22 protein-coding genes are annotated in these 22,642 nt (G+C 42.0%); 16 read left to right on the plus strand and 6 right to left on the minus strand.

Going from position 1 to position 22,642, the window contains the following annotated elements; translation table 11 throughout:
• Positions 1-53 precede the first annotated feature (53 nt).
• Positions 54-752 (plus strand): hypothetical protein, encoded by a 699-nt coding sequence (locus BGK61_RS13430; protein ID WP_076011065.1) that lies wholly within the window; start codon positions 54-56, stop codon positions 750-752.
• A gap of 113 nt (positions 753-865) precedes the next feature.
• Here BGK61_RS13430 and BGK61_RS13435 read toward each other — a convergent pair whose 3' ends face one another.
• On the minus strand, positions 866-1,777 hold the full coding sequence (locus tag BGK61_RS13435) for a hypothetical protein (RefSeq protein WP_076011066.1): 912 nt from the start codon (positions 1,775-1,777) through the stop codon (positions 866-868).
• 149 nt (positions 1,778-1,926) lie between these two features.
• Between BGK61_RS13435 and BGK61_RS19745 the strand changes: the two genes are divergently transcribed.
• Genes BGK61_RS19745 through BGK61_RS13445 form a run of 3 tightly spaced genes read left to right on the plus strand, consistent with a single transcriptional unit; the run spans position 1,927 to position 4,375 of the window.
• A complete protein-coding gene (locus BGK61_RS19745; RefSeq protein ID WP_234349442.1) occupies positions 1,927-2,094 on the plus strand; it encodes a hypothetical protein in 168 nt (55 codons plus the stop codon).
• A gap of 9 nt (positions 2,095-2,103) precedes the next feature.
• Entirely contained in the window at positions 2,104-2,850 is a 747-nt protein-coding gene (locus BGK61_RS13440) for a DUF5655 domain-containing protein (protein WP_240498949.1), read from the plus strand.
• A 25-nt stretch (positions 2,851-2,875) separates the two neighbouring features.
• Positions 2,876-4,375, plus strand: a complete 1,500-nt coding sequence (locus BGK61_RS13445; RefSeq protein ID WP_076011067.1) for a GIY-YIG nuclease family protein — start codon at positions 2,876-2,878, stop codon at positions 4,373-4,375.
• Between the two features lie 148 nt (positions 4,376-4,523).
• On the opposite strand, the gene BGK61_RS13450 is transcribed toward BGK61_RS13445, so the two are convergent.
• Entirely contained in the window at positions 4,524-5,690 is a 1,167-nt protein-coding gene (locus BGK61_RS13450; RefSeq protein WP_076011068.1) for a tyrosine-type recombinase/integrase, read from the minus strand.
• A gap of 366 nt (positions 5,691-6,056) precedes the next feature.
• Positions 6,057-7,133 carry a site-specific integrase gene (locus tag BGK61_RS13455; protein WP_076011069.1) on the minus strand — a complete coding sequence of 359 codons (1,077 nt, stop codon included), beginning with the start codon at positions 7,131-7,133 and terminating at the stop codon, positions 6,057-6,059.
• Positions 7,134-7,277: 144 nt separating this feature from the next.
• On the opposite strand from BGK61_RS13455, the gene dusA reads away from it, so the two are divergent.
• The 10 genes from dusA (at position 7,278) to BGK61_RS13505 (ending at position 16,777) form a co-directional block, all read left to right on the plus strand.
• The gene (gene dusA / locus BGK61_RS13460; RefSeq protein WP_076011070.1) at positions 7,278-8,300 is read left to right on the plus strand and encodes a tRNA dihydrouridine(20/20a) synthase DusA; all 1,023 of its coding nucleotides are present in this window, start codon (positions 7,278-7,280) and stop codon (positions 8,298-8,300) included.
• A gap of 192 nt (positions 8,301-8,492) precedes the next feature.
• Positions 8,493-8,780: a hypothetical protein gene (locus BGK61_RS13465; protein ID WP_076011071.1), complete on the plus strand. Its 288-nt coding sequence runs from the start codon at positions 8,493-8,495 to the stop codon at positions 8,778-8,780.
• Positions 8,781-9,101: 321 nt separating this feature from the next.
• Positions 9,102-9,770, plus strand: coding sequence for a phage shock protein PspA (gene pspA, locus BGK61_RS13470; protein WP_076011072.1), 669 nt, complete (start codon positions 9,102-9,104; stop codon positions 9,768-9,770).
• 62 nt (positions 9,771-9,832) lie between these two features.
• Complete coding sequence (locus BGK61_RS13475; protein ID WP_014999567.1) at positions 9,833-10,033, plus strand: PspC domain-containing protein; 201 nt, start codon at positions 9,833-9,835, stop codon at positions 10,031-10,033.
• Positions 10,033-10,395, plus strand: coding sequence for a hypothetical protein (locus tag BGK61_RS13480; RefSeq protein ID WP_076011073.1), 363 nt, complete (start codon positions 10,033-10,035; stop codon positions 10,393-10,395). Before BGK61_RS13475 ends, BGK61_RS13480 begins: the two co-directional genes overlap by 1 nt.
• A 153-nt stretch (positions 10,396-10,548) precedes the next feature.
• On the plus strand, positions 10,549-11,541 hold the full coding sequence (locus BGK61_RS13485; protein ID WP_014999565.1) for a DUF2333 family protein: 993 nt from the start codon (positions 10,549-10,551) through the stop codon (positions 11,539-11,541).
• 3 nt (positions 11,542-11,544) lie between these two features.
• The gene (locus tag BGK61_RS13490; protein WP_076011074.1) at positions 11,545-12,300 is read left to right on the plus strand and encodes a TIGR04219 family outer membrane beta-barrel protein; all 756 of its coding nucleotides are present in this window, start codon (positions 11,545-11,547) and stop codon (positions 12,298-12,300) included.
• A gap of 199 nt (positions 12,301-12,499) precedes the next feature.
• Positions 12,500-14,323, plus strand: a complete 1,824-nt coding sequence (locus BGK61_RS13495; RefSeq protein ID WP_076011075.1) for an assimilatory sulfite reductase (NADPH) flavoprotein subunit — start codon at positions 12,500-12,502, stop codon at positions 14,321-14,323.
• Positions 14,323-16,044, plus strand: a complete 1,722-nt coding sequence (gene cysI / locus BGK61_RS13500; protein WP_076011076.1) for an assimilatory sulfite reductase (NADPH) hemoprotein subunit — start codon at positions 14,323-14,325, stop codon at positions 16,042-16,044. The genes BGK61_RS13495 and cysI overlap by 1 nt, the downstream gene beginning before the upstream one ends.
• The gene (locus BGK61_RS13505) at positions 16,034-16,777 is read left to right on the plus strand and encodes a phosphoadenylyl-sulfate reductase (RefSeq protein ID WP_014999562.1); all 744 of its coding nucleotides are present in this window, start codon (positions 16,034-16,036) and stop codon (positions 16,775-16,777) included. The genes cysI and BGK61_RS13505 overlap by 11 nt, the downstream gene beginning before the upstream one ends.
• Here BGK61_RS13505 and BGK61_RS13510 read toward each other — a convergent pair.
• Positions 16,774-17,610, minus strand: a complete 837-nt coding sequence (locus tag BGK61_RS13510; protein WP_014999561.1) for a TIGR03899 family protein — start codon at positions 17,608-17,610, stop codon at positions 16,774-16,776. The genes BGK61_RS13505 and BGK61_RS13510 overlap by 4 nt on opposite strands.
• A 214-nt stretch (positions 17,611-17,824) precedes the next feature.
• Here BGK61_RS13510 and BGK61_RS13515 point away from each other — a divergent pair, with 214 nt between their 5' ends.
• Positions 17,825-20,050 (plus strand): bifunctional diguanylate cyclase/phosphodiesterase, encoded by a 2,226-nt coding sequence (locus BGK61_RS13515; RefSeq protein WP_014999560.1) that lies wholly within the window; start codon positions 17,825-17,827, stop codon positions 20,048-20,050.
• Here the strand turns inward: BGK61_RS13515 and BGK61_RS13520 are convergent.
• Positions 20,047-20,625, minus strand: a complete 579-nt coding sequence (locus BGK61_RS13520; RefSeq protein ID WP_044556846.1) for a uracil-DNA glycosylase family protein — start codon at positions 20,623-20,625, stop codon at positions 20,047-20,049. The genes BGK61_RS13515 and BGK61_RS13520 overlap by 4 nt on opposite strands.
• Positions 20,626-20,739: 114 nt before the next feature.
• On the opposite strand from BGK61_RS13520, the gene BGK61_RS13525 reads away from it, so the two are divergent.
• Positions 20,740-21,045, plus strand: a complete 306-nt coding sequence (locus BGK61_RS13525; protein WP_014999558.1) for a hypothetical protein — start codon at positions 20,740-20,742, stop codon at positions 21,043-21,045.
• A gap of 54 nt (positions 21,046-21,099) precedes the next feature.
• Here BGK61_RS13525 and sthA read toward each other — a convergent pair whose 3' ends face one another.
• Positions 21,100-22,521: a Si-specific NAD(P)(+) transhydrogenase gene (gene sthA, locus BGK61_RS13530; protein ID WP_076011078.1), complete on the minus strand. Its 1,422-nt coding sequence runs from the start codon at positions 22,519-22,521 to the stop codon at positions 21,100-21,102.
• Between the last annotated feature and the right edge of the window lie 121 nt (positions 22,522-22,642).

Below are 22,642 nucleotides of genomic sequence, written 5' to 3' on the forward strand. Positions count from 1 at the left end.
ATAGAATACCTCGCGCTATTCAGTACGGCGTTATATATATTAAGGATATTTAGGTGTCTTCCAGTCAATTTGTTATTGAACATATTTATTCGGTTTTAGGTGGTGCAGGATTTATAATTACAGGCCTATCTGCTTATCTTGGAAAGTTATTAGCTGATAAATCATTGCTTAGAGAGAAAGCAGGTTTAGAGAAAATCATTAAAAATACGCAAAATGAGCACCAAACTTCGATAAAGCTTTTAGAAAAAGAACTTCAACTAGAGTTGGTAAAAAAAGACCAGTTCCACCAGATATCGAAATCTACTTTTGAAAATATATTCAATAAAAAAATAGATATTTACTCTGAACTTTTAATTATAAAGGCAGAATATGAAAAATTTAAGCATGAAGACGGCTCGTTTGAGTTTATAGATCCGACTTATGAGTTTATTTCACACTTTAAAAAATTTAGAAAAAGTATAGAAGAAAATCGTCTTTATATAAGCAATGAACTGTCAGATAAATACGACGACTGGTATTTAGATGCGGCGACTTATTTTCGGAAAATTGAAGAAATAGAGTTCAATATTCAAGCGCATGCTGGAGGTGAAGATAGCAATAAGGTGAATAGAATGGTTTGGGAAGAGCAAGAGCCTGTAAATCAAGATTTAGTTAATAACACTATTGAAAAAATGGCTTCAATTATTAAGCAAATAGAGATTGATGTAAGAAAAATAAGAGAAAGCGTAAATTTCGTAGAAGTTACTGCATAAATTTCTTCGGCCCAGAGCTACTAGCTAGCTTTTTTCGTAAAAGTTAAAAGTAATAGCGAAAAATATTAGCAAAAACTTGAGTCGGGATAAATTAGTTAGTATATGCTCAAATTTTAATTTGCGCTTGCTGCTAATTTATATGCTTTCGTATCGAAAAACTCTGTCAGTTTGGGGTGAGTGAGGATAAAGCCGCGTGCGTTATCGATGTCGATACCATGGTTACCGAACTTTAAGTAACACCCATCAATAATGGGGTAATAAGTGGAATACTCTATTCCCTTATGATTTGCTACTGCACCTCGTATAATTAGGTCAATCCAATCATCGGTGAGTTCACTTGTTTCACCAGACAGTACACGATTAAGCTCGTCAATAACGCGTTTGAATAATACAGTAATTAATAATTTATTAGCTCCAAAGTCAATTTCAAAGCCAGAGATGCCTTTGTAGACTCTCTCTGAAAAACCAGGACATAAGACATCACCGCCAGATGAATGATTTACCCAATATACGGACTTCCGTATAAACCCTCTTGCTGACTCTAAACTGTTTATAGTGTCATAATTGAGATGCGGTACTTGTCTAGCAGCTCTTGTTTTTGTATCACCGTTCAAGATTAGAGTTTCTTGTGTGCGGTATGTGAAACCACAGTTTTCACAAACTCTGGTTCTTGTAACGCTGAATGAGCAAGTATCGAAGCCCTGTTCAGAAATGAGCGAGGTCTTTGTAGCTTGGAATGCTGACAGCTCAATAGAATCGCATTGTTGGCAGTAAAAACTATCAGTAACCCATGAAGCTTTGTCATCACTACGAATTTCCGACTTTTTTTGTTGCTTAGCGCGTAATATTACCTGCTCGGCTTCTTTTACTAAGGCCTCTGGGTACTGTTTTTCTAAGCCACTCCTGCTACTGATATCGTTAAACACTTTAATAAGCTTATTTAGTTCTGCAAGCTTCTCGATATCGTGTGTATTCTTTTTGATTTCTCGTATTTTTAAAGCTATCTTCTCTAATGCATCCAACATCAATGTTCCTCCCTGATTTCCTTATTTTTATATTAAAACTACGCCGAAGATAACTACATGGCAATATGATTACATCAAATAACACAAATAAGCTTTTTACCCAACGCATGTTATTCTTATCGGTTAATGAGTCATAGCAGGGAGCGCGAATGAGCGATATAAAATTATTCAGAACGTTATCAGGTTCAGTGGAAGAGCTAGCGCCAAAATCAGCGAAGCTTGAACGAGAACTTCAAAAACAAATTGAAATCAATATGGATACCTTTCTCAGTATCCGCTTCTTAGCATCAGAGTTTTCTACATCTAATGGCGGGTGAATAGACAGCTTGGGCTTGGATGAAAACGGCTGTCCTGTAATTATTGAGTATAAACGTCATTCAAACGAAAACGTTATCAACCAAGGTTTGTTCTACTTGGACTGGTTGCTTGATCATAAAGCCGATTTTCAGTTGTTAGTAATGTCTAAGTTAGGGAATGATACGGCTGCAACGATTGAATGGCCTGGCGCAAGGCTAATCTGCATCGCTTCTGATTTTAATCGCTATGATGAATACGCAATTAAGCAGATAGACAGAAATATTGAGTTAATGAGATATAAATATTTCTCAGATGACTTACTGCTATTAGAACTTGTAAATACTCAAGTATCTTCGAGACCAGATGTAGCGGCAGACAATGAAAAAACACCAGTTATCAGAAAAAGTCAGGTGTATGACTGGACTCTAGAAAAAGCTAAGTCTCAATGTAGTCCTCATTTACTAACTTTTTTTGATGAGATATGTTCATACGTAGAGTCTTTGAGCGATGATATTACTCGCAAAGACTTAAAACAGTATACGGCTTTCAAACGAATCAAAAATTTTGTCTGTATAAGCATAGTTCCGAACAAAGACCCTCGCGTACTTTTGTGGTTGAAATTAGATCCAGATACCATTCAACTAGAAGATGGGTTCATTAAAGATATGAGAAATATCGGGCACTGGGGTACTGGCGATGTGGAGATAGAAATAAGAAAAGTGGAACAATTAGTAAGAGTAAAACAGTTAATAACTAAGTGTTTTGAAGAAAGTTAAGCCGTCATCAAATAGTTAAATAGTAATGGATATACAAAACAGTCTTCCCATTTCATTTGCCGTAGTAGGGCGCGAGTGGATTCTAAATGAAACCGGTATTGAACCAGAAGAGCTCCAAAAAATATATGCGGGACCGACAAGCTGTTATGTAAAACAAAATAACATTTATGAAGAAAATGGAAATATATTTGCTGCGGGGACCATTGTCGGCTTTTTGACTGCCGATGACTATTCTCAGCTAAAAAAAATTCAAGCCCAAGTAGACTTTCCTTTAGAGTTTATATTAAGCGCTCCACAATGGAATGTGACGAGTTATCCAATCCTGACAATTCAGAAATCTAACCCTAGAAAAGCTCAAAAAAAATACATACGCCCAGAGTTTAGCCATAACAAAGCGTCACCTATCACACAGAGGCAATACAGCAAGCAAAAACATCCAATATCCAAAGTTGCCTTCGCCCCTAAAAGAAACTTGGAATCATTTTTTCAGAAGCACAAAAATAAGACCGGAATCTACTGCATTTATTCGAATGACTTTGCTACTTACATTGGTCAAGCCCGAGATATAGGTAAACGGCTCCGGCAGCACGTACGAACCTTGAATAATGGTAAGCATCATAACGATGGGTTGCAGCATGCATGGAATACCAAAGGTGCTAGTAAGTTTACGTTTTTCGTTATTAATGAATGCAGAGAAGAGGATTTAGATGAGTTTGAGCAACTATACATCAAGAAATATAGGACATTTGAGTTTGGGTATAACAACACGCCCGGTGGGCAGGGGGGCAAACCTGTAGCCGACGACGCTGAGCCTATTCTCTCTAATAGCATAAGTTCTAGCAGTGAGGGTAGCGATGAACTCTCTATATATCGAAAGTCTTGTCATGAGACTCTGAATTGCACATCGCCTGAACAGAAAAGTATTGAGACTTCCACTGTAAGGAATATCCACTTTCAAGAGGCTCGATATACTGGCGAGAGCTACGCATCTGTAAATATTGAATCAAAAAATGACGATACTAACTCTAACGGGGTAACTCCCGAGGTATTTGAAAATACACAAGCCAAAAATGTTAGCGATAAATACGATGCTCCTGATTCGGTAACCCCAGCCAGATCCGGCCCTCAGCACTTAACCAAAGAGGTTATTGCTGAAAAAGTGCGGCTTATTAATGCTAGCAAGAAGCGTTCTAAAAGTACGCGGATTTCTGGAAATACTATTGCAATGAAGAGTTCAATTAAAACCTCTGAAGGCAATTGTGTCGTTACTAGAAAACGCTTAGACGCGTTGCTTATCGACATAGAGCGTTACATAACCCCGCCTAGGCGAAAATTATTAACTTCTATCAGAGGGCTTCGTTTAGTCAAAAAGTTGAAGCTGGATGCCATCATTATGAGCAAGGTTTGTGGACGAGTAGCGGAGCTCTCAGAGCGGCTTGACCGCTCTGCTGTCCATCTGAGTAAATATGATATGCAAGATTTTGAAAAGCGTTTGCTAAAGATAAAGCAAGCTTTGAGTATTTAGCTCAACAATTAAAAGGGTTCCCTGTCGGACAATACAAGTTATGACACTAACGATAAGCTAGAAATCGTTGGTATTTAAAAATGCATTGCGGTGATGAATTAATCGAGCCCTTCGCGTTAGCCGAGAATGTCTGATTTTCGCGAATAATTTAATGCCATTCAGATTGAATATTATTAACTTGGGCAATTAAGCTAACCTTGGTGGCTACTCTCTTTGCACACAAATTGGTGTAAATTCGGGTTATAGTTGTGTGTTCGCGATGACCTGTAAAACATGCCACAATCGGTATGGTTAACCCCATTTCTAACATACGGCTAATGCCTTCCGTCCGGAGGTCATGTAACGAGAGGCCTTTAATACCGGCACTTTTTACGAACTTCGTAAAGTCCGTGGACATAGACTTTGCCCTTATATGAAAAATGGGCTCTTTCAAGGAGAAGTCGTGAGGACGGAGTTTTAGAAAAAGCTTTTTCGTTTTATCGAGCATCGGTATTGATTTTACCAAGCCTTTTCGCTTTCCTCTTTGTTTGAGTATAACAAGGTTAATTGTTGAGTTTTCAATATCTACATCCTCCCATGTAAGAGAAAGCAACTCTGAACAGCGCAATGCTGTACTAATGTATAGCCGAAGTATTAGCGTATAATTTTGTCTTAGAGCTCTATTTTTTTTGGTTGCGTAAATTCCCTTAAGTAATAGCTTCCATTCACCATGCCTCAAGCGCCGCTCTTTTTCACCAGACCCTTTGATCTGCCCGCTTTTTCGGAGTAGTCGGCCAGCATTTATTAGAGCACTATTATCGAACGCGATATCTAGATGCGCATTAACATCATTGATAACGCGATTGATAGCAGACATGTCGACATTAAGCGTACTCGCACTAGGTTTGGTAAGTGATTGAGCGCGTTGCGCCATATAACGAGATAGAGTTGTATAATCTAATTTGTTTACTGGAGTCCTAACAATATCGTATTTGAGCATATGTTTTAGACTCGCAATGGTACTTGCAGCTGGTTTGTAGGGTACATCGCGAATGGCGTCAAGCCAAAACAAAATGTACATCTTGAGCTGTGATGAAGTCGAGATTGCCTTCTCTGTTCGTTTTATAAGAGTGTTTTTTCCGGCAGGCCCTTTGTTCTTTATGGCTCCGTATGTTTTTATCATCTCTGAGCGCCATGCGACTGCATCCTTTTCATTATCGAATTTTGCTTCTCTATCTATTTTATGTTCGTTGTTTCTATAACGACAAATATACCTGTTATTCTTAAATTGAATTACAGGTCGAATATTGTTTTTAACTAACTGTTCTAAAAGCATTGTTGGTATAACAGGGGGTAGCCGTTGTTTTTTAATTACACGATGTTCCTACTTTTATTTATCTGAATCAACAGGTTGCGTTTTTTGTTATGTCGTGAAACTCTGGTTTTGTTCCACGGGAGCGATTGTAATTCATGCGTTTTTCTGAGCTATTCCTGTCAGCGAAATTAAAAAACCGATGTTTTACATTATTTTATGAAACGCCTAAAACAAAGCGTGATGGCAGTTATTGTTACAATAACTGCCATTTTGCGTGCTAATGTGGCTATTTGCCGATATAGAATTATTTTTTATTAGTAAGTCTCTTTTAGTTATATGATGGGGTTGAGAAAGCTATTTTTAATATTATTCAATTAGTTAGATTACTTACATCATTTTACGCTCTAGAAAATGCTGAGGTCTGATATTTACATAAACTCGCCATAGTACGTTTAGGTCACGGTGCCCCGTTACTCGCGCTGTTTCTTCAACCGAATAACCCATCTCAATCAGTCGACTTGCGCCTTCACGACGGAGGTCGTGATAGCGAAGATCAGGGATATTAAGCTTTTGTCTTGTTCGCCGAAAGCCCGCTGTAATCGAACGAGAATTAAATGGGAATACACGCTCGTCAGTCTGAGGCTGTCTCAAAATGATATCTAGCGCATCGCCAAGAAGTGGTAGAATGCAGTGATTGCCAATGCTGCCATTCGGATTTTTTCTATCCCTCACAACAATCGTTTTTTGCTTTATATCTAAATCTCGCCATCTAAGTTTGCAGACTTCGCTTATTCGACAACAAGTGAGTATCGATATGAGAAAAATATCGTGATATGGAATTAAACAGCAGTGATGTTGCTGCTTTTCTTTTAACGCATCTAATAGTATTTCAAACTCGTTTCCTTCTAGTCTGCGCTCTCTTTCGTTGCTACGTGAAATTAGCCTTAAGTCGTGGAGCGCAGGGTAAGCATCAACGATAGGGCGGTCGTCTACGTTTATACCAAACATACTTTTACCGACACGAAATACTTTTCTGATGCAGCTAACGTCAACAGAGAGTGTAGCAGGCGAAGGGGAAGAGTCAGACGTTTTGCGTTCAAGGCAATAGCTCACCACATCACTAGCGTTAATTTTAGACACGAGCATTTTCGCAAAGTCGCTTTTAGCTATATTTTGCAGTGTATAAAGTGCAGTTCTGCCAATAGGTCTATTACTATTTTGCTTCGCATCAAGATACTTAGTTATTAACTCTGCTACGGTGCAATCAACTAGCTCCATGTCGACATCAACTAAATGCCGTTCAATTTTGTGAACCATGCCCTTAGCCCACTTCACTGCGGCTGCCTTGTTTTGAAATGTTTTCGATTTTGAAAAAGTAATAACTCCCGACTCTTTGTTTCTTACTCTCACGCGATAGACATTGATATTTTTTCTCGTCGTCTTAGTAATGCTATAATACGCCATCTTATTTTCCGCCTAAAAACTTGGGCCCCAAAAAGACTCTTTTTGGACCCCGATACAGTGAAAATAAGGAATTAAAAGGATAAATACCGCATTTGGTATTTACTCGAAGAGTTAAATATTATCTATACAAAACATAGGCTTAAATTGAATACTACTGTTCAAACTCTTGACCGAAGATTCTCTGTCGCTCCAATGCTGGATTGGACAGACCGCCATTGTCGCTACTTTTTACGTTTAATGTCTAAGCACACACTCCTTTATACGGAAATGGTCACCACGGGCGCAATTATTTATGGCAAGGGTGACTATTTGGGGTATAACCAAGAAGAACACCCGGTAGCGGTTCAACTGGGTGGGAGCGATCCGTCTGACATGGCTAAGTGTGCCGAATTATCACAAGCACGTGGCTATGATGAAGTGAACATAAACGTAGGCTGTCCAAGTGATAGGGTTAAGAACGGCAGTTTTGGTGCATGTCTAATGGCCCAGCCAGAGGTGGTAGCCAATTGCGTTAAAGCCATGCAGTCAGCGGTAGATATCCCTGTTACGGTTAAGTGTCGTATTGGTATTGATGATATGGACGAAGATGAAGATTTTGCTCGTTTCATAGATACCGTAGCAGACGCGGGATGCGATACCTTTATTGTTCACGCAAGAAAAGCGTGGCTACAAGGGTTAAGTCCAAAAGAAAACCGCGAAATTCCGCCGTTAAACTATCCGCGGGTTCATAGACTGAAACAGGCTCGTCCTGAATTATCTATTAGCATTAATGGCGGCGTTAAAACGCTAGAAGAAACCCAGCAGCAGCTAGAGTTTGTAGACGGTGTTATGGTAGGGCGAGAGGTGTACGCCAACCCGTATATTATGGCGACAGTGGATAAAGAGATTTTCGGAGATACTGAAGCTCAGGGCATGTCACGTCGTGAAGTAGTGCTTAAAATGCAGCAATATATTGAACGCCAAGACGACCCGTATTTTAAGCCCTGGCATGCAGCACGGCATATATTAGGCCTTTACCAAGGACAAGCAGGTGGGCGTATTTGGCGTAGATACTTAAGCCAAAATGGTACAGGCAAAAACCCAGATCCCAATTTACTGCTAAATGCATTAGACGCAGTAGAAAGCGCCCAAAAAGAAGTGGCAGCGTACAATAGTCAAAATGACTAACGACTTAGTAGTTTTGACTAAAGTTTAATATTTGTTCAATTTTAAAAAGCTCGCTCTCTCGCGAGCTTTTTTGTTTATTCCTAAAATAATCAACTGTTTAAGCTCTTTTTAAGGAGTTGGCACGGCTCTCGCAATCCTCTAAGTATCGCAACAACGGCGTGTTGTTGCACTGACTAAATTCAGAGGGAAATTATGAAAACTTCACTAATCGCAGCAACTTTACTGACGGCAAGCATGGCAAGCAGCGTAGCAAATGCAGAAGAGTCAGTGCTTCAAACGTTTTTGACTAATGTGGTTTCAAATGCAGTGGCTACCACATCGCAGGAAATTAAAGCAGACGTATATCAGGCTGTGGCGAACGCCACTTATCACTTCGAGTTAAGCCCACAGGAAGTGCGTGGTAACGGTAAAGTCAGTGTAACTGATTTAGTTGTAGCCACTTCGCCTGAAGGTAGTTCGGCAGACGAAGATGCTGATTAATTCGATGTACTTATTCACTAAAAGCGCCGAAAGGCGCTTTTTTTGTGCGTGAAGCACAGCTTGAAATTAAAAAAACTGTGGTTGGTCAATTTAACAATGTCGTTGGTTAAATACGCTAATAAATTGTATTTGGTTGCGAAGTGAACAGCTTTTTGTTTTCCTAAAATCTATTAAGTCTATACTAATCAATTGGTTACGAAATTGGCATGTTCATTGTAATAGTTTAACTGTTGAGAAGAACTCAGTCAGCGGTAACCAGCGGTAGCGTCACGAAGAATAAGTGCTGGAAGCCACAACACTACTTTTAACGGAGAAATAATCATGGGTATGTTTTCACGCATAAACGATATTGTTCAAGCAAACATCAATGCGATGTTAGATAAGGCTGAAGATCCTGAAAAAATCATTCGTTTGATTATTCAAGAAATGGAAGAAACATTAGTTGAGGTTCGCACCGATGCAGCACGATTTATCGCCCAGCAGAAAACGTTAACGCGTCACATCGCGTCTGCGAAAAAGGAAGTAGAAGGGTGGCAGCACAAAGCGCAAATCGCAATGAATAATGATAAGGAGTCATTGGCTAAAGCTGCGCTAATTGAAAAGCAAAAATATGTCGCAAAACTTTCTTCTCTTGAAGAACAAGAAGCGCATCTTGCAGAAAGTATCGAAAAGATCCAAGGCGATACCGCGCGCTTGAACAGTAAATTGGCGGAAGCCAAGGCTAAGCAAAAAACGCTGGTTCAGCGTAAACATTCAGCGCAAACACGCTTGAAAGTAAAACAGGCTGACCATGAAGGCAAAATTGATGATGCCATGATGCGTTTTGAGAGTTACGAACAACGTATTGATCACTTAGAAGCGCAAGTCGATGCGTATGACTTAACAAAGTCAAATGAAGCAACTTCATTGCAAGCACAGTTCGACGCAATGGAAGCGGATGAAGCTATTGAAAAGGAATTGGCTGAACTTAAAAAGAAAAAGGTCGCGTAAGCGACCTCAAGTACCGCAAGCCCATATTGTAGATATCGAAGTAAGCATTTTTGGAGAAGATGATGAAAGTACCATCACAAAAGCGAATTTATAGAGACCTTGATTCTGGAATCATTTCAGGTGTGTGTGCAGGGGTTGCACGTTATTTTGATATAGATGCAGTATGGGTGAGAGCGGCTGCCGTTGCTGGGTTGTTTATCGCGACACCTATTACACTATTAGCTTATGTTGCAGCCGTAATTTTATTGCCGAGATTAGTGTAATGAAAAACTTTCTAATTGCATTGGTCATCGCCATTATTCTGGTGAACTGTTTAGGCAGTTTGGTTGATAGCTGGTTAGGTATGCACCTGGTTATGTCAGATGATTTACTAAGTCCATGGGAAAACGTAGCAGTATTGTCGCTAGTTGGCGTAGTCCTAGCTATCGTTGGATTTGTGGTTGCTGTAAGCGTTGTTGGCACCATTCTGTTAGCGCTTGGCGCGGGGTTTTTAGCGCTATTAGTTGTGGGCGTAAGTGCATTTTGGCCAATAATACTTATCGCAATTGCGCTCTATGCACTGAAAAACCGAAATTCTGCCGCCTATAAGCAGCAAAATGACGGAAATATGCACCATAATGTATAATCATCATAATTTTATTTAAGTTGTGTTAACGTAGTAAAAGATGGTGATATTAGACAGCCGTCATAAAGGTTTCGCATTTTTCACATAGTATAAAGACCACGAATAGCTGACCTCCGTCGGCTATTTGTTATTTAAAAGGAAGGTTGGTGTTATATGAGACAATCTATTAACTCAAAACGGATAGCGATTGTCGCTGTGGTGATATTTTTGCTTTTCTGGCTAATTGGTTGGTACTGGAGTTTATCCCCAGATACATTTGATGTTAGAAAGCGCTTAGAACAAAACTCGCCAGTTGAAAACCCAACCAATATTGCGGGTTACACATTGACCACCACTATGATCGATGTGTCAGAAACCTTAATTGATAAGCCAGGTGGGTATCTTTCTAACGATATTACTCCTCCCGGCATCTTTTTAGATAACATGCCTGCATGGGAGTTCGGTGCGCTGGAAATGGTGCGCGATCTGGCACTTTCAATGCGCAAAGACTTTAGCCGCTCTCAATCTCAGTCTATTGAAAATCCGTATCTTACAAAGGCCCATCCTAAGTTCAATATGGACCACAAAAGCTGGGCATTGCCTTCTTCTGAATCAAGTTATGCCGATGGTATAGCGCTTCTAAAAAAATACCGTGACGAGTTAGCCAATACCCGAAATACCGACAGTCAGTTTTATACTCGAGCAGACAACTTACGCGAGTGGTTGAAACAGGTAGAAAAACGTTTGGGTAGTTATTCACAAAGACTTAGTGCCAGCGTAGGATCGGCGAGAATAAATACCGATTTGGCGGGTGACTCAAATGCTAAACAGTCTTCTCCTGTAGCCAGCCAGCGTGTAGTTAAAACGAGTTGGTGGAAACTAGACGATAATTTCTATGAAGCACGCGGAGCTACATGGGCTTTGCTTCATTTTCTAAAAGCCGTAGAAATTGAGTTCTACGATGTACTGGAAGATAAGAATGCATTGGTTAGTCTTCAGCAAATTATTCGGGAACTGGAAGCGACACAACAGTCGGTATTTAGTCCCATGATTTTAAATGGCAGCGGTTTCGGCATGCTAGCGAACCATTCTTTGGTAATGGCAAACTATATTTCTCGTGCAAACGCTGCTTTAATTGAACTTTCAGAACTTCTTAATCAAGGATAATTAATGAAAAAGGGTCTTATAGCTGCCGCATTGGGATGCGCATTAGTTTCAGTTTCATCTCAAGCAGACACTATCGCAGGCGTATATGTTGGAGCCCAAGTATGGCAAACTGATACGCAGGGCGGTTTTGCTGATAGCAACAACACCGCTGACTTTAACTTTGATGATGAGACCAATACGGCGCTATACATTGCCTTTGAGCATCCGGTACCGTTTTTACCTAACGTAAAAGTAAATCACACGACATTAGATAACTCGGGCACCACAACGCTTCAGTCTGAATTCACTTTTGACGGCGAACTATTTACTGAAAGCACAACGGTTAATACTGAAGTGGAACTTGATGCTACCGATTTCATTTTGTACTACGAGTTATTTGACAACGACTTAGTAAGCTTTGACTTAGGTGTTAATGCGAAGTACATCGATGGCGCACTGTTCGTTGTAGATAGAGCAAGCGACACAAGTGGGTCAGCAGAATTTTCTGGCATTGTTCCGATGGCTTATTCCAAGGTTCAATTAGGATTACCGTTCACAGGTTTATCAGCATACTTTGAAGGAAGTTATTTGTCGTTTGACGACCATGAACTAAGTGACTATCAAGCTGCAATTCAGTACTCATTCATTGAAAGCTTAGCCGTTGATATGACGCTTCAGGTGGGTTACAGAAATGTAACGGTTGATATCGAAGACCTTGATGACGTGTACGCTGATATGGAATTCGACGGCGTATTTGCAGGCCTTGAACTACATTTTTAGGCCCTAACTACTTATTTTAAAAGGCGTGACTGTTATTGCAGCTCACGCCTTTTTTATTGCTCCTTGCAAAAATTCGATCGTGTTATTACCTATTCGCACAGTCATTAGCACTTTCAGTAATAAAAAAGTTTCATTTATTCTTTTCTCTTCTTGAAGAAAGCCGTTAGCCTTAGCGCCATTGATAAAAGGCTAAAAGACTATGTCACAAGATTCTAATTCGAACTCAGCGCCAGGCGCGGTATTAAACGAACAGCAGTGGAATGCGATTACGCAAGCCATTGCAGGCTTAAATCGTGATCAACTTACTTGGGTAAGTGGTTATGCTGCGGGCATGGCTGCTGCGCAAGGTGGTTCGGTCGCACCAATGATGCAAGGCACTCCTGCAGTAGCGGGTGATGCGCCAACGCTAACTATTTTGTACGGTTCACAAACCGGCAATGCAAAAGGTGTTGCTGCGCAATGCCAAGCGAAAGCTGAAGAAGCGGGCTTTAATAGTAAGCTAGTTAGCATGGCTGATTACAAGCCGCGTAACTTGAAGGCAGAAACTCACCTTGCGGTATTTGTGAGTACCCATGGTGAGGGCGACGCGCCAGACGATGCTATTGAGTTACATGAATTCTTGGCGGGTAAAAAAGCCCCGAAGCTAGCTAATACCAAATATGCCGTTTTAGGCTTGGGTGACAGTAGCTACGAGTTTTTCTGTCAGACGGGTAAAGATTTCGATGAACGCTTAGGTAAACTTGGCGGCAAAGCCATTGTTGAGAGACTAGATTGTGACGTCGACTATGAAGCGGAAGCCGAGGCATGGCTGAGCAAGCTAATCGACTCGCTAAAAGACGATTTTAGTGCTGCTCCGCAAGCTGCAGTAGCGGCGCAAACTGGCGCGGCAGTACAAAGTGTAGCAGCGCAAACATACACCAAAAAAGCGCCGTTTAAAGCAACCTTAATTGAATCACAGAAAATCACAGGTCGTGATTCCGTTAAAGATATACGTCATATTGAGATAAGCCTTGAAGGTAGCGGTATTACCTATAAGCCAGGTGACGCACTTGGTGTGTGGTTTAAAAATGCGGCATCGTTGGTGTCAGAGCTTATAAGCATTTTGTCACTAGACGGCAATGCAGAAGTCTCTGTGGCTGACGCGACCATGTCACTCACCGAAGCGTTAAAGTCAAAGCTTGAATTAACACTAAGCTACCCTAATTTTATTAAGTCATATCAAGAGGCGACGGGCTCTGAGTCGCTGGCTGCACTAATGGAAGATAAAGCGCAGCTACGCACTTACATGGCTGAACGTCAAATCATTGATATTGTTCGCGACCATCCGGGTAAACTTTCTGCACAGCAGCTTGTCGATGCTCTGCGACCACTAACGCCTCGCTTGTATTCTATAGCATCTAGCCAAGCCGAAGTGGAAGAAGAAGTACATTTAACCGTAGCTCACGTCGACTATGAAGCGTTTGGGCATCGTCATCAAGGTGGCGCGTCGGGCTTTTTGTGTGAGTATTTAGAAGAAAATGGTGACGTAGAAGTCTTCGTTGAGAACAACGACAACTTCCGTTTGCCTGCTGATCCGAATACCCCTGTCATTATGGTTGGTCCGGGCACGGGTATTGCGCCGTTTAGATCGTTCATGCAAGAGCGTGACGTACAAGGTGCTGAAGGCAAAAACTGGTTGTTCTTTGGCAACCCACATTTCACACAAGATTTTCTGTATCAGGTGGAATGGCAAAGTTACGTTAAAGAAGGTCTGCTAGACAAAATTACGCTAGCATTCTCTCGTGACCAAGAAGAAAAAGTATATGTTCAGCACCGTTTACTTGAAAACGGGAAAGAAGTGTACGAATGGCTAGAGCAGGGCGCGCACTTCTATGTGTGTGGCGATGCAATGCACATGGCGAAAGATGTAGAGAACGCCCTAATTAGTATTGTGCAAGAGCACGGCTGTAAATCTGAAGCCGATGCAAAAGCCTATGTTGTAGAGTTACGAAAAGCGAAACGTTATCAGAAGGATGTCTATTAATGAGTAACGAAAAATCACCATTTATCGTTGAGGGCAAACTGGCTGACAACGAGCGCTTAAAGCGCGAAAGTAATAATTTGCGTGGCACAATTACGACCGATCTTAAAGATGATCTGACCGGTGGCTTTACAGCTGACAATTTCCAGCTCATTCGTTTTCACGGTATGTACCAACAAGACGACCGCGATATTCGCGCTGAGCGTGCAAAGCAGAAACTTGAACCGCTTCACAATGTGATGTTGCGTGCCCGCTTACCTGGTGGTGTTATCACCCCAGACCAATGGTTAGCCATTGATAAGTTTGCCGCCGATCACACCATGTATGGCAGCATTCGTTTAACTACCCGTCAAACGTTCCAGTTCCACGGTGTGTTAAAGCCAAAGATTAAGTCTATGCACCAAATGCTAAATAAAGTGGGCATAGACTCTATTGCTACGGCCGGCGACGTAAACCGAAACGTATTATGTACGTCAAATCCTGTGGAATCTGAGTTACATCTTCAAGCGTTTGAATGGGCTAAAAAGATAAGTGAACACTTACTTCCTAAAACTCGAGCGTATGCAGAAATTTGGTTAGATGGCGAGAAAGTTGAAACAACTGAAAAGCCTGTAGAGCCTATTTTGGGTGATAACTACTTGCCGCGTAAATTTAAAACGACAGTAGTTATTCCTCCGCAAAATGATGTAGATGTTCATGCGAATGATCTTAACTTTGTGGCGATTGCAGAAAACGGCCAGCTAGTTGGCTTTAACGTACTTGTGGGTGGTGGTCTTGCGATGACCCACGGTGATAAGAGCACGTATCCACGAAAAGCGTCTGACTTCGGATTTATTCCGCTTGAAAACACGCTCGACGTTGCCGCTGCGGTTGTAACAACCCAGCGTGATTGGGGTAACCGTGTTAACCGTAAGAACGCAAAGACCAAGTACACTTTAGAGCGTGTAGGGGTAGACAACTTTAAAGCTGAAGTTGAAAAGCGCGCGGGTGTGACGTTCCAAGAAAGTCGACCTTACGAGTTCACAGGTCGCGGCGATCGATTTGGCTGGGTTGAAGGCATTGACGGTAAATACCACCTTACCGTGTTCATCGAGAACGGCCGTATTTTGGATTACCCAGGCAAAACGTTAAAAACAGGCTGTGCAGAAATTGCCAAAATCCATAAAGGTGATTTCCGTTTAACTGCCAACCAGAATTTGATTATTGCCGGTGTAGCGCCGCAAGACAAAGACAAGATTGAAGCATTAGCCCGTGAACATGGATTAATAGCACCATCAATTTCAAACCAGCGACTAGATTCAATGGCTTGTGTTGCATTGCCAACCTGTCCACTAGCCATGGCTGAAGCTGAGCGTTACTTGCCTGATGCCGTTACAGAGTTAGAAGGTTTGCTAGCTAAGCACGGCTTAGAGGAAGACAGCGTTATTTTCCGTGTAACGGGCTGCCCGAACGGTTGTGGTCGAGCGATGCTGTCTGAAGTTGGCTTAGTAGGTAAGGGCCCAGGTAAATACAATTTGCACTTGGGTGGAAACCGAGAAGGTACGCGTATTCCACGTATGTATCGAGAAAACATTAGCGAACAGGAAATCATGGCTGAACTCGATACGCTGCTTGGCCAATGGGCGAAGGAGCGTGAAGCGGGTGAAGCGTTTGGTGATTTTGTGGTTCGCGCTGGTGTTGTAAAACCAGTAGTAGACTCCGCACGGGATTTCTATGACGAATAATACAGCGACAAAGCAGCCTTTAACGCTCGATATCAGTAAGGAAGCCCTTGCTGATATCAATGAGACGTTGGAGAAAATGACAGCGCAAGAGCGAGTTGCTTGGGCGCTGGAAAACTTGCCCGATACTCATATTGTGTCTTCGAGCTTCGGAGCACAGTCGGCGGTTATGCTGCATATGCTTACACAGGCACAGCCGGATATTCCAGTTGTGCTTACCGATACAGGTTATCTTTTTCCTGAGACCTACAAGTTCATTGATGAGCTTGTAGAGAAGTTGAAGTTAAATCTTCACGTGTACAGTGCAGATATGTCTTCTGCATGGCAGGAAGCGCGGTTTGGTAGACTTTGGGAACAAGGCATTGAAGGTATTGAAAAATACAACAAAATGAACAAAGTCGAGCCTATGCAGCGGGCATTAAGTGACCTTAATGCGGGTACATGGTTTGCGGGCTTGCGCAGAAGCCAGTCTGACACTAGAGGAAAGCTTCCGGTACTTCAAAAAGTAGGGCAGCAGTTCAAACTTTACCCAATCATTGATTGGAGTAATAAAGACCTACATTATTATTTAAAAGATAATGATCTATCTTATCATCCGCTCTGGGAGCAAGGGTACGTATCCATTGGTGATTGGCATACTACACAATCTCTTCAGGAAGGAATGAGCGAACAAGATACGCGTTTCTTTGGATTGAAACGCGAGTGTGGACTGCACGAGTTTGGTGACGGTATTTAACTTACGTTAAATACCTCGCCCAATACCGACTTTATGCTAGTTAAATAGGCTTCATTGGGCGATTTAGTCACTAATTTATACAGTTCACTGCCCACCGAAGTGAACTTGTAATACACCAAGGCAACCCCCGACGTCTTACTAGTTAATGAGATATTTTCATTAACACATCGCCACGTGACTTGCTGACCTTCAGCATATTCACCGCTTTCAATCTCGCTCGCGTAAATTAATTTCATTTCCTGCAAAGACAACAAATCAGGGTAACTCAACCCAACGTTGGCTAAGTTTATCTGTTCGGGAACGGGGCGCTTCAGAAGAGAGAACAAGCCTTTACGTTTGTGGTAGCCCACTAATATGCGCGGCACCGTGTCGTTATTTCTTCTACTGGCCACATTTGCAGCCTTATTGAATACTTGGGCATCCCTATGTGTTAACGTTTTTAATAGCTGAAGGGTACGCAGTGAAAAGCTACCTGGGCGCGCCACTTCAACAGCAAAAATCTTTCCCCATAATTCCTGCATAGGTGGGCTATAAATTTCCTCAGCCATGGTACTAAATGCAAAAAACCAGTCGGGATCAAGATTATCGCTAGTTTGTTCGTTGATCGTCACATTTAATGCTATATTTAATACAGCTTGAAGATTGCTCGCTTTTTGGGTTTCTAAAATTTGTTTTCTTCGTTCTAGCGCATGCTTTTGCTTTTTAGGATCAGGAGACATCATAGAGGGGCTAATTCCCACTCTGGCAAACCATGAAAGCATACGTTGGCGACTAGCATCGGTTTTCACTGTGTTGCTGGCCGCTTTCTCAGCCGCAGGCGATTCTGCTGTCACCTTGACAGTCTTCTCCTCTGTTTGCTGAGGTTTTTTGACTTCAGGGGAAAAGTGCTGGGATGTAATCTTCATAAATGCTTAAATGATCGAATGTAAAATGGCATGTAACATGAGAGCACTATTGCATTGCGTAACCCATTTATCAATGTAATCGTCGCCTTAATACAATGAATAGCGCATTCTTGTTTTGTATGTATCGAGGAAATGAGCGGTAATGTCGGCAATGGATTACGATAACGACGAGTTAATTTTTTTAGATGATGATGGTTCAGTTGAAGAACAAGTTTTGTTGGGCAAAGACTGGAACATTCTTATTGTCGATGACGATGAAGAGATTCACACGGTAACGCGTCTAGCGCTTTCTGATCTCATCGTAAACGATAGAAAGTTAAACTTTATTCATGCTTATTCTGCAAAACAAGCCAAAGAAATGCTTCATGAATATGGCAACACCATTGCCATAATCTTACTTGATGTCGTCATGGAGACAGATGACGCGGGCTTTGATGTTGTTAAATACATCCGCGAAGACATGAAGTTAGTTGAACCTCGAATTATTCTGCGTACAGGCCAGCCCGGCTACGCGCCTGAAGAGCAAGTCATTAAAGTTTACGATATCAACGATTATAAAACGAAGACTGAACTTACTCGCGCTAAACTCCTTACCACTATTATTTCCTCGCTTCGCTCGTATCAGCAAATTGTGACGATTAGCCAAAGTCGTGCTGGTTTAGAAAAGATTATTACTTCTTCAGCCAACTTGTTTGAAGAGCACTCAGTAAAAGAGTTTTGTGAAGGCGTAGTTACTCAGATAAGTTCGCTAATTGGCTTAGATTCTGAGGGTTTACTCTGTGCAAGAGCGGGTTCGCTGCTGGATAGAGAAGACGAAGAGGTTTACGTACTTGGTGCAGCTGGCGAATATGCGAAATATATTAACCAGCCCGTTTTTACTCTCAAGAATCTCGAGATTGAAGAAAATATTAGCCGTTGTCTACGACTGAAAAAGCACATATTTGAACCTAGTTGCTCTGTGCTTTATATCAGCCGCGCAGGTTTTGAAGCCGCCGTTTTCGTGCGTCAAACTCATGAAATAAGTGAGTTAGACAAGCACTTACTTGAAGTTTTTCTTTCGAGCATTTCGGTAGGCTACGAAAACGTCAATCTTTTCCATGAGTTAAGAAACGCCGCATTTCGAGATTGGTTAACGCGTCTACCTAACCGCAACGAGTTTATCAATATGTTAGATAAACCTAATTTATTTGCGGGAGAGAATTACAGCGTAGCCCTTATCGATGTAAACCATTTCTCTGACATTAACGATGGGTTAGGGCAAGAAGTTGGTAACGAACTGCTACGTGCCATCAGCGACCGCTTTCAGTCATCTTTTGACAGCATAGTGAAAAAAGGCCGCATAGGCGCCGATGTTTTTGGACTTATCGGCCCTGACGAACTGGTATGCCCAAAGTCTATCAATAATATTTTCCAGTCTTCGTTTCAGGTCGGTGATCACACCCTTCCGGTAAACATCACCCTTGGATTGTGCAAATTAGACAATAAGCGCCACATCGGCATTGAGATCTTGAAGCGTACCAATATTGCGCTAAACCGAGCAAAGAAAAATCTCACCGATAACTTTGAATATTACGCCAAAGACATCGAAGATCAGACGACTTGGCGTCTAGATATGATTCGCCAACTCAGAAGCGACTTTGCAGCAAGAAAGCTGGAATTGTGGTTTCAGCCGCAAGTGGACTTGCTGAATGAAAGAGTGGTTGGCATGGAAGGCTTACTACGCTGGCCCAATGGGGAAGGGGGATACATTTCACCTGCCGTGTTTGTACCACTTGCCGAATATTCAGGTCTCATCGTTGATATCGGTGAATGGGTGCTAGAAGAGTCATGCCGTCGTCTTCAGGAGTTGAAAGAGAAAGGTTATGGCCATCTAAGAGTTGCCGTTAACATCTCTATTCCGCAGTTCCGTGACAGGCTATTTGTAGACAAAGTGAAGCAGGCGCTATCTAACGCAAATTGTGACCCAAGCCTTTTGGAGCTAGAGATCACAGAAAGCGTAGTGATGGATGAACCGCAAATTGTAATAGACGCATTGCGTTCATTGAAAGAGTTTGGCGTTCAAATAGCTATTGATGACTTTGGAACGGGTTTCTCTTCAATGAGTTATCTTCAACAATTGCCGTTAGATCGTTTGAAGGTAGATCGCTCTTTTGTCAAAGATATCAAACCCGGAGCCAGTGCTGTACTTGCTGAAACCATTGTAACTTTAGGGAATAAGCTCGGCTTATTAACTATTGCAGAAGGTGTAGAGAAGCGAGAGCAGGCGAGTTACATGATAAAACTAGGATGTGACGAGGCTCAGGGTTACTTGTATGCGAAGCCGATGCCGTTCGATGCGCTTTTAGCGTTTCTTGAAGAACAAGATTAGGCTGATAAAACAGACGCAATAGTGCGTTTTAGGGCAGGAAGGATCTCAAGCTCGAACCAAGGATTTTTGGCCAGCCATCGGTTGTTTCTACCTGATGGATGAGGCAATACAAAATGGGACTCAGATGGTGTCCGCACAGCTTCAGTCAGCGTTTTGAATTGTGGAAGATAATACTGTTGTGAGTAGCGCCCGACATAAAGCGTTATTTTGGGTTTTAAATAGAAGAGAAATTCATTGTGCCACGTAGGCGCACATTCTTTTCTAGGTGGTGCATCGGCGCCATTTTTATAACCGGGGAAGCAGAAGCCCATTGGCATAACCGAGACTAAGCGCGGGTTATAAAAGGTCTCTCTCGAGACAGAAAGCCAATCGCGTAAACGATCCCCGCTAGGATCCTCGAAAGCTGTTTCCCTTTCATGCGCTTTTAGCCCCGGCGCTTGTCCAACAATGAGTATTTTGGTTGATGGTGCAGTGTTAAAAATAGGGTTGGGCTCTTGTGGCAAATAAGGGGCGCACAGCCTGCAATTCCTTGCTTTAACCACCAATGCGTTGTGCCCTTTCAAATTTTTCTCCAAATATTTCACTTTGTCATACTTTTGTCATAAAACTATGATCTCAGTTTGACTATCTTATGTATATACAGTATGTTTAATAGTGACAGTAGTAGACTGTAACACAGGAGAAAAAACATGCGTAAAGTAGTACTAACCCTAGCTCTATCAGCGGCCTTTGGTATTGCGCATGCGGAATCTGGAGATAACCAGCTTTTCGATTGCATGGATGCGAAAACATTCGAAATGAATAACCAATGTATGTCTGACAAAATCGGCAATAACATTCGTTTCCGTGATGCACAAGCAAAGTTGATCGACATTGCAAGCGAAAGTCAGGGTGACTACGCCATTGCAACAATGACGTTCGATCAAGAAAATATGCACATTGATATCGTAGCACATAAAGATTCGCTTAACGCGCTTGCTGCGAACCGTAACTAATTTTTAGTTAACACACAGAAGCCGGCGACAATTTCGCCGGCTTTTTTGTGTCCGTTAGAAAATCCTATTCAGTCCATTAATGGCAGCAACTCGATAAGCTTCAGCCATGGTCGGATAGTTAAATGTAGTGTTAACGAAGTAATCTATGGTATTGCCTTCGCCCTTTTGCTGCATTATCGCTTGGCCGATGTGGACAATCTCAGAAGCACGTTCGCCAAAACAATGGATCCCTAAGATCTCTTTTGTTTCTCGATGGAACAAAATTTTCAAACTTCCTGTCTGCGTAGACGCAATTTGCGCTCTGGCCAAATGTTTGAACTGGGCTCTTCCCACTTCATAAGGCACTTTCGCTGCAGTAAGCTCTTGCTCTGTTTTACCAACAGAACTTATTTCTGGGATGGTGTATATGCCTGACGGAATATCTTCTACCAATGCCGAATGTGTTTTTATGCCAAGCATAGCTTCAGCGGCAAAGCGACCTTGGTTATAAGCCGCAGATGCTAAACTTGGATAGCCAATGACATCGCCGACTGCAAATACATTGTCTACGTCAGTTTGATAATTTTCATTAACCTTGAGTTGGCCTCTGCCATCGGCTTTTAAACCAATATTCTCGAGTTTAAGTGTATCTGTATTACCCGTTCTTCCGTTAGCAAACAAGAGACAATCTGCGCGCATACGCTTGCCCGACTCTAAGTTTAAAATAACCGAGTCATCGGTAGCTTCAACCGAAGAGTAGGCTTCATTGTGACGGATGAGTACGCCATTGTTCCACAGGTGATAACTGAGCGCGTCAGAGATCTCGTCATCTAGGAAAGATAAAAGTCGATCGCGCATGTTCACCAGGTCAACTTTGACACCTAAGCCTCTGAAGATGCTGGCATATTCGGAGCCGATTACCCCAGCGCCATAAATTATGATGGACTTGGGATCGTGATTTAAAGATAAGATAGTGTCTGAGTTGTATATTCGAGGGTGGCTAAAGTCGATGTCTTTAGGGCAATAGGGGCGTGAACCTGTTGCGATAGCAATTTGACCGGCAGTGACTGTATCTTTCGAGCCATCTTTACGGGTTATCTCTAACGTATGCGCATCTACGAAGCTGGCTTCACCGTGGAAAAGCGTTACGCGGTTTCTATCGTAGAATGAAGAACGAAGTCTAGTTTGGCTTTTTACCACACCGCTAGCATGGCGCATGATGTCAGAAAACGTAAGACTCTTACTTAAGTGGTTGTCGGCAAACAAGGGAGAAGAGTTATATTCAATAAGACGACTTACTGAGTGACGAAGCGCTTTTGATGGAATGGTCCCCCAATGGGTACAGCCCCCTCCCACTGCCTCGTAGCGCTCAACAACCGCCACTTTTTTTCCGGCTTTGGCAAGCTGCATTGCAACGCCTTCTCCACCAGGACCTGTGCCAATAACTATTACGTCATAGTGATACGACGGGGCTTTAGTTTTTTGCTTCGTTGCCATCTTACTTTCCCATGTTGTTACTTTTGTAATGCGATGTCACCACTAGGTTGGCCGCAATACAAAATGAATGATTCTGGTTTTAGTATAACTACCTTACTTGCTTTGTAATTCCAACTATAGA

This window comes from Alteromonas abrolhosensis (assembly GCF_001953635.1).
GTDB lineage: Bacteria > Pseudomonadota > Gammaproteobacteria > Enterobacterales > Alteromonadaceae > Alteromonas > Alteromonas abrolhosensis.

Excerpts from the sequence above, each read along its gene's own strand:
- BGK61_RS13435 (WP_076011066.1), bottom strand. The coding sequence starts at position 1,777 with ATGTTGGATGCATTAGAGAAGATAGCTTTAAAAATACGAGAAATCAAA.
- BGK61_RS19745 (WP_234349442.1), top strand. The coding sequence starts at position 1,927 with ATGAGCGATATAAAATTATTCAGAACGTTATCAGGTTCAGTGGAAGAG.
- BGK61_RS13445 (WP_076011067.1), top strand. The coding sequence starts at position 2,876 with ATGGATATACAAAACAGTCTTCCCATTTCATTTGCCGTAGTAGGGCGC.
- BGK61_RS13450 (WP_076011068.1), bottom strand. The coding sequence starts at position 5,690 with ATGCTTTTAGAACAGTTAGTTAAAAACAATATTCGACCTGTAATTCAA.
- BGK61_RS13455 (WP_076011069.1), bottom strand. The coding sequence starts at position 7,133 with ATGGCGTATTATAGCATTACTAAGACGACGAGAAAAAATATCAATGTC.
- BGK61_RS13465 (WP_076011071.1), top strand. The coding sequence starts at position 8,493 with ATGAAAACTTCACTAATCGCAGCAACTTTACTGACGGCAAGCATGGCA.
- pspA (WP_076011072.1), top strand. The coding sequence starts at position 9,102 with ATGGGTATGTTTTCACGCATAAACGATATTGTTCAAGCAAACATCAAT.
- BGK61_RS13475 (WP_014999567.1), top strand. The coding sequence starts at position 9,833 with ATGAAAGTACCATCACAAAAGCGAATTTATAGAGACCTTGATTCTGGA.
- BGK61_RS13480 (WP_076011073.1), top strand. The coding sequence starts at position 10,033 with ATGAAAAACTTTCTAATTGCATTGGTCATCGCCATTATTCTGGTGAAC.
- BGK61_RS13485 (WP_014999565.1), top strand. The coding sequence starts at position 10,549 with ATGAGACAATCTATTAACTCAAAACGGATAGCGATTGTCGCTGTGGTG.
- BGK61_RS13490 (WP_076011074.1), top strand. The coding sequence starts at position 11,545 with ATGAAAAAGGGTCTTATAGCTGCCGCATTGGGATGCGCATTAGTTTCA.
- BGK61_RS13495 (WP_076011075.1), top strand. The coding sequence starts at position 12,500 with ATGTCACAAGATTCTAATTCGAACTCAGCGCCAGGCGCGGTATTAAAC.
- cysI (WP_076011076.1), top strand. The coding sequence starts at position 14,323 with ATGAGTAACGAAAAATCACCATTTATCGTTGAGGGCAAACTGGCTGAC.
- BGK61_RS13505 (WP_014999562.1), top strand. The coding sequence starts at position 16,034 with ATGACGAATAATACAGCGACAAAGCAGCCTTTAACGCTCGATATCAGT.
- BGK61_RS13515 (WP_014999560.1), top strand. The coding sequence starts at position 17,825 with ATGTCGGCAATGGATTACGATAACGACGAGTTAATTTTTTTAGATGAT.
- BGK61_RS13525 (WP_014999558.1), top strand. The coding sequence starts at position 20,740 with ATGCGTAAAGTAGTACTAACCCTAGCTCTATCAGCGGCCTTTGGTATT.
- sthA (WP_076011078.1), bottom strand. The coding sequence starts at position 22,521 with ATGGCAACGAAGCAAAAAACTAAAGCCCCGTCGTATCACTATGACGTA.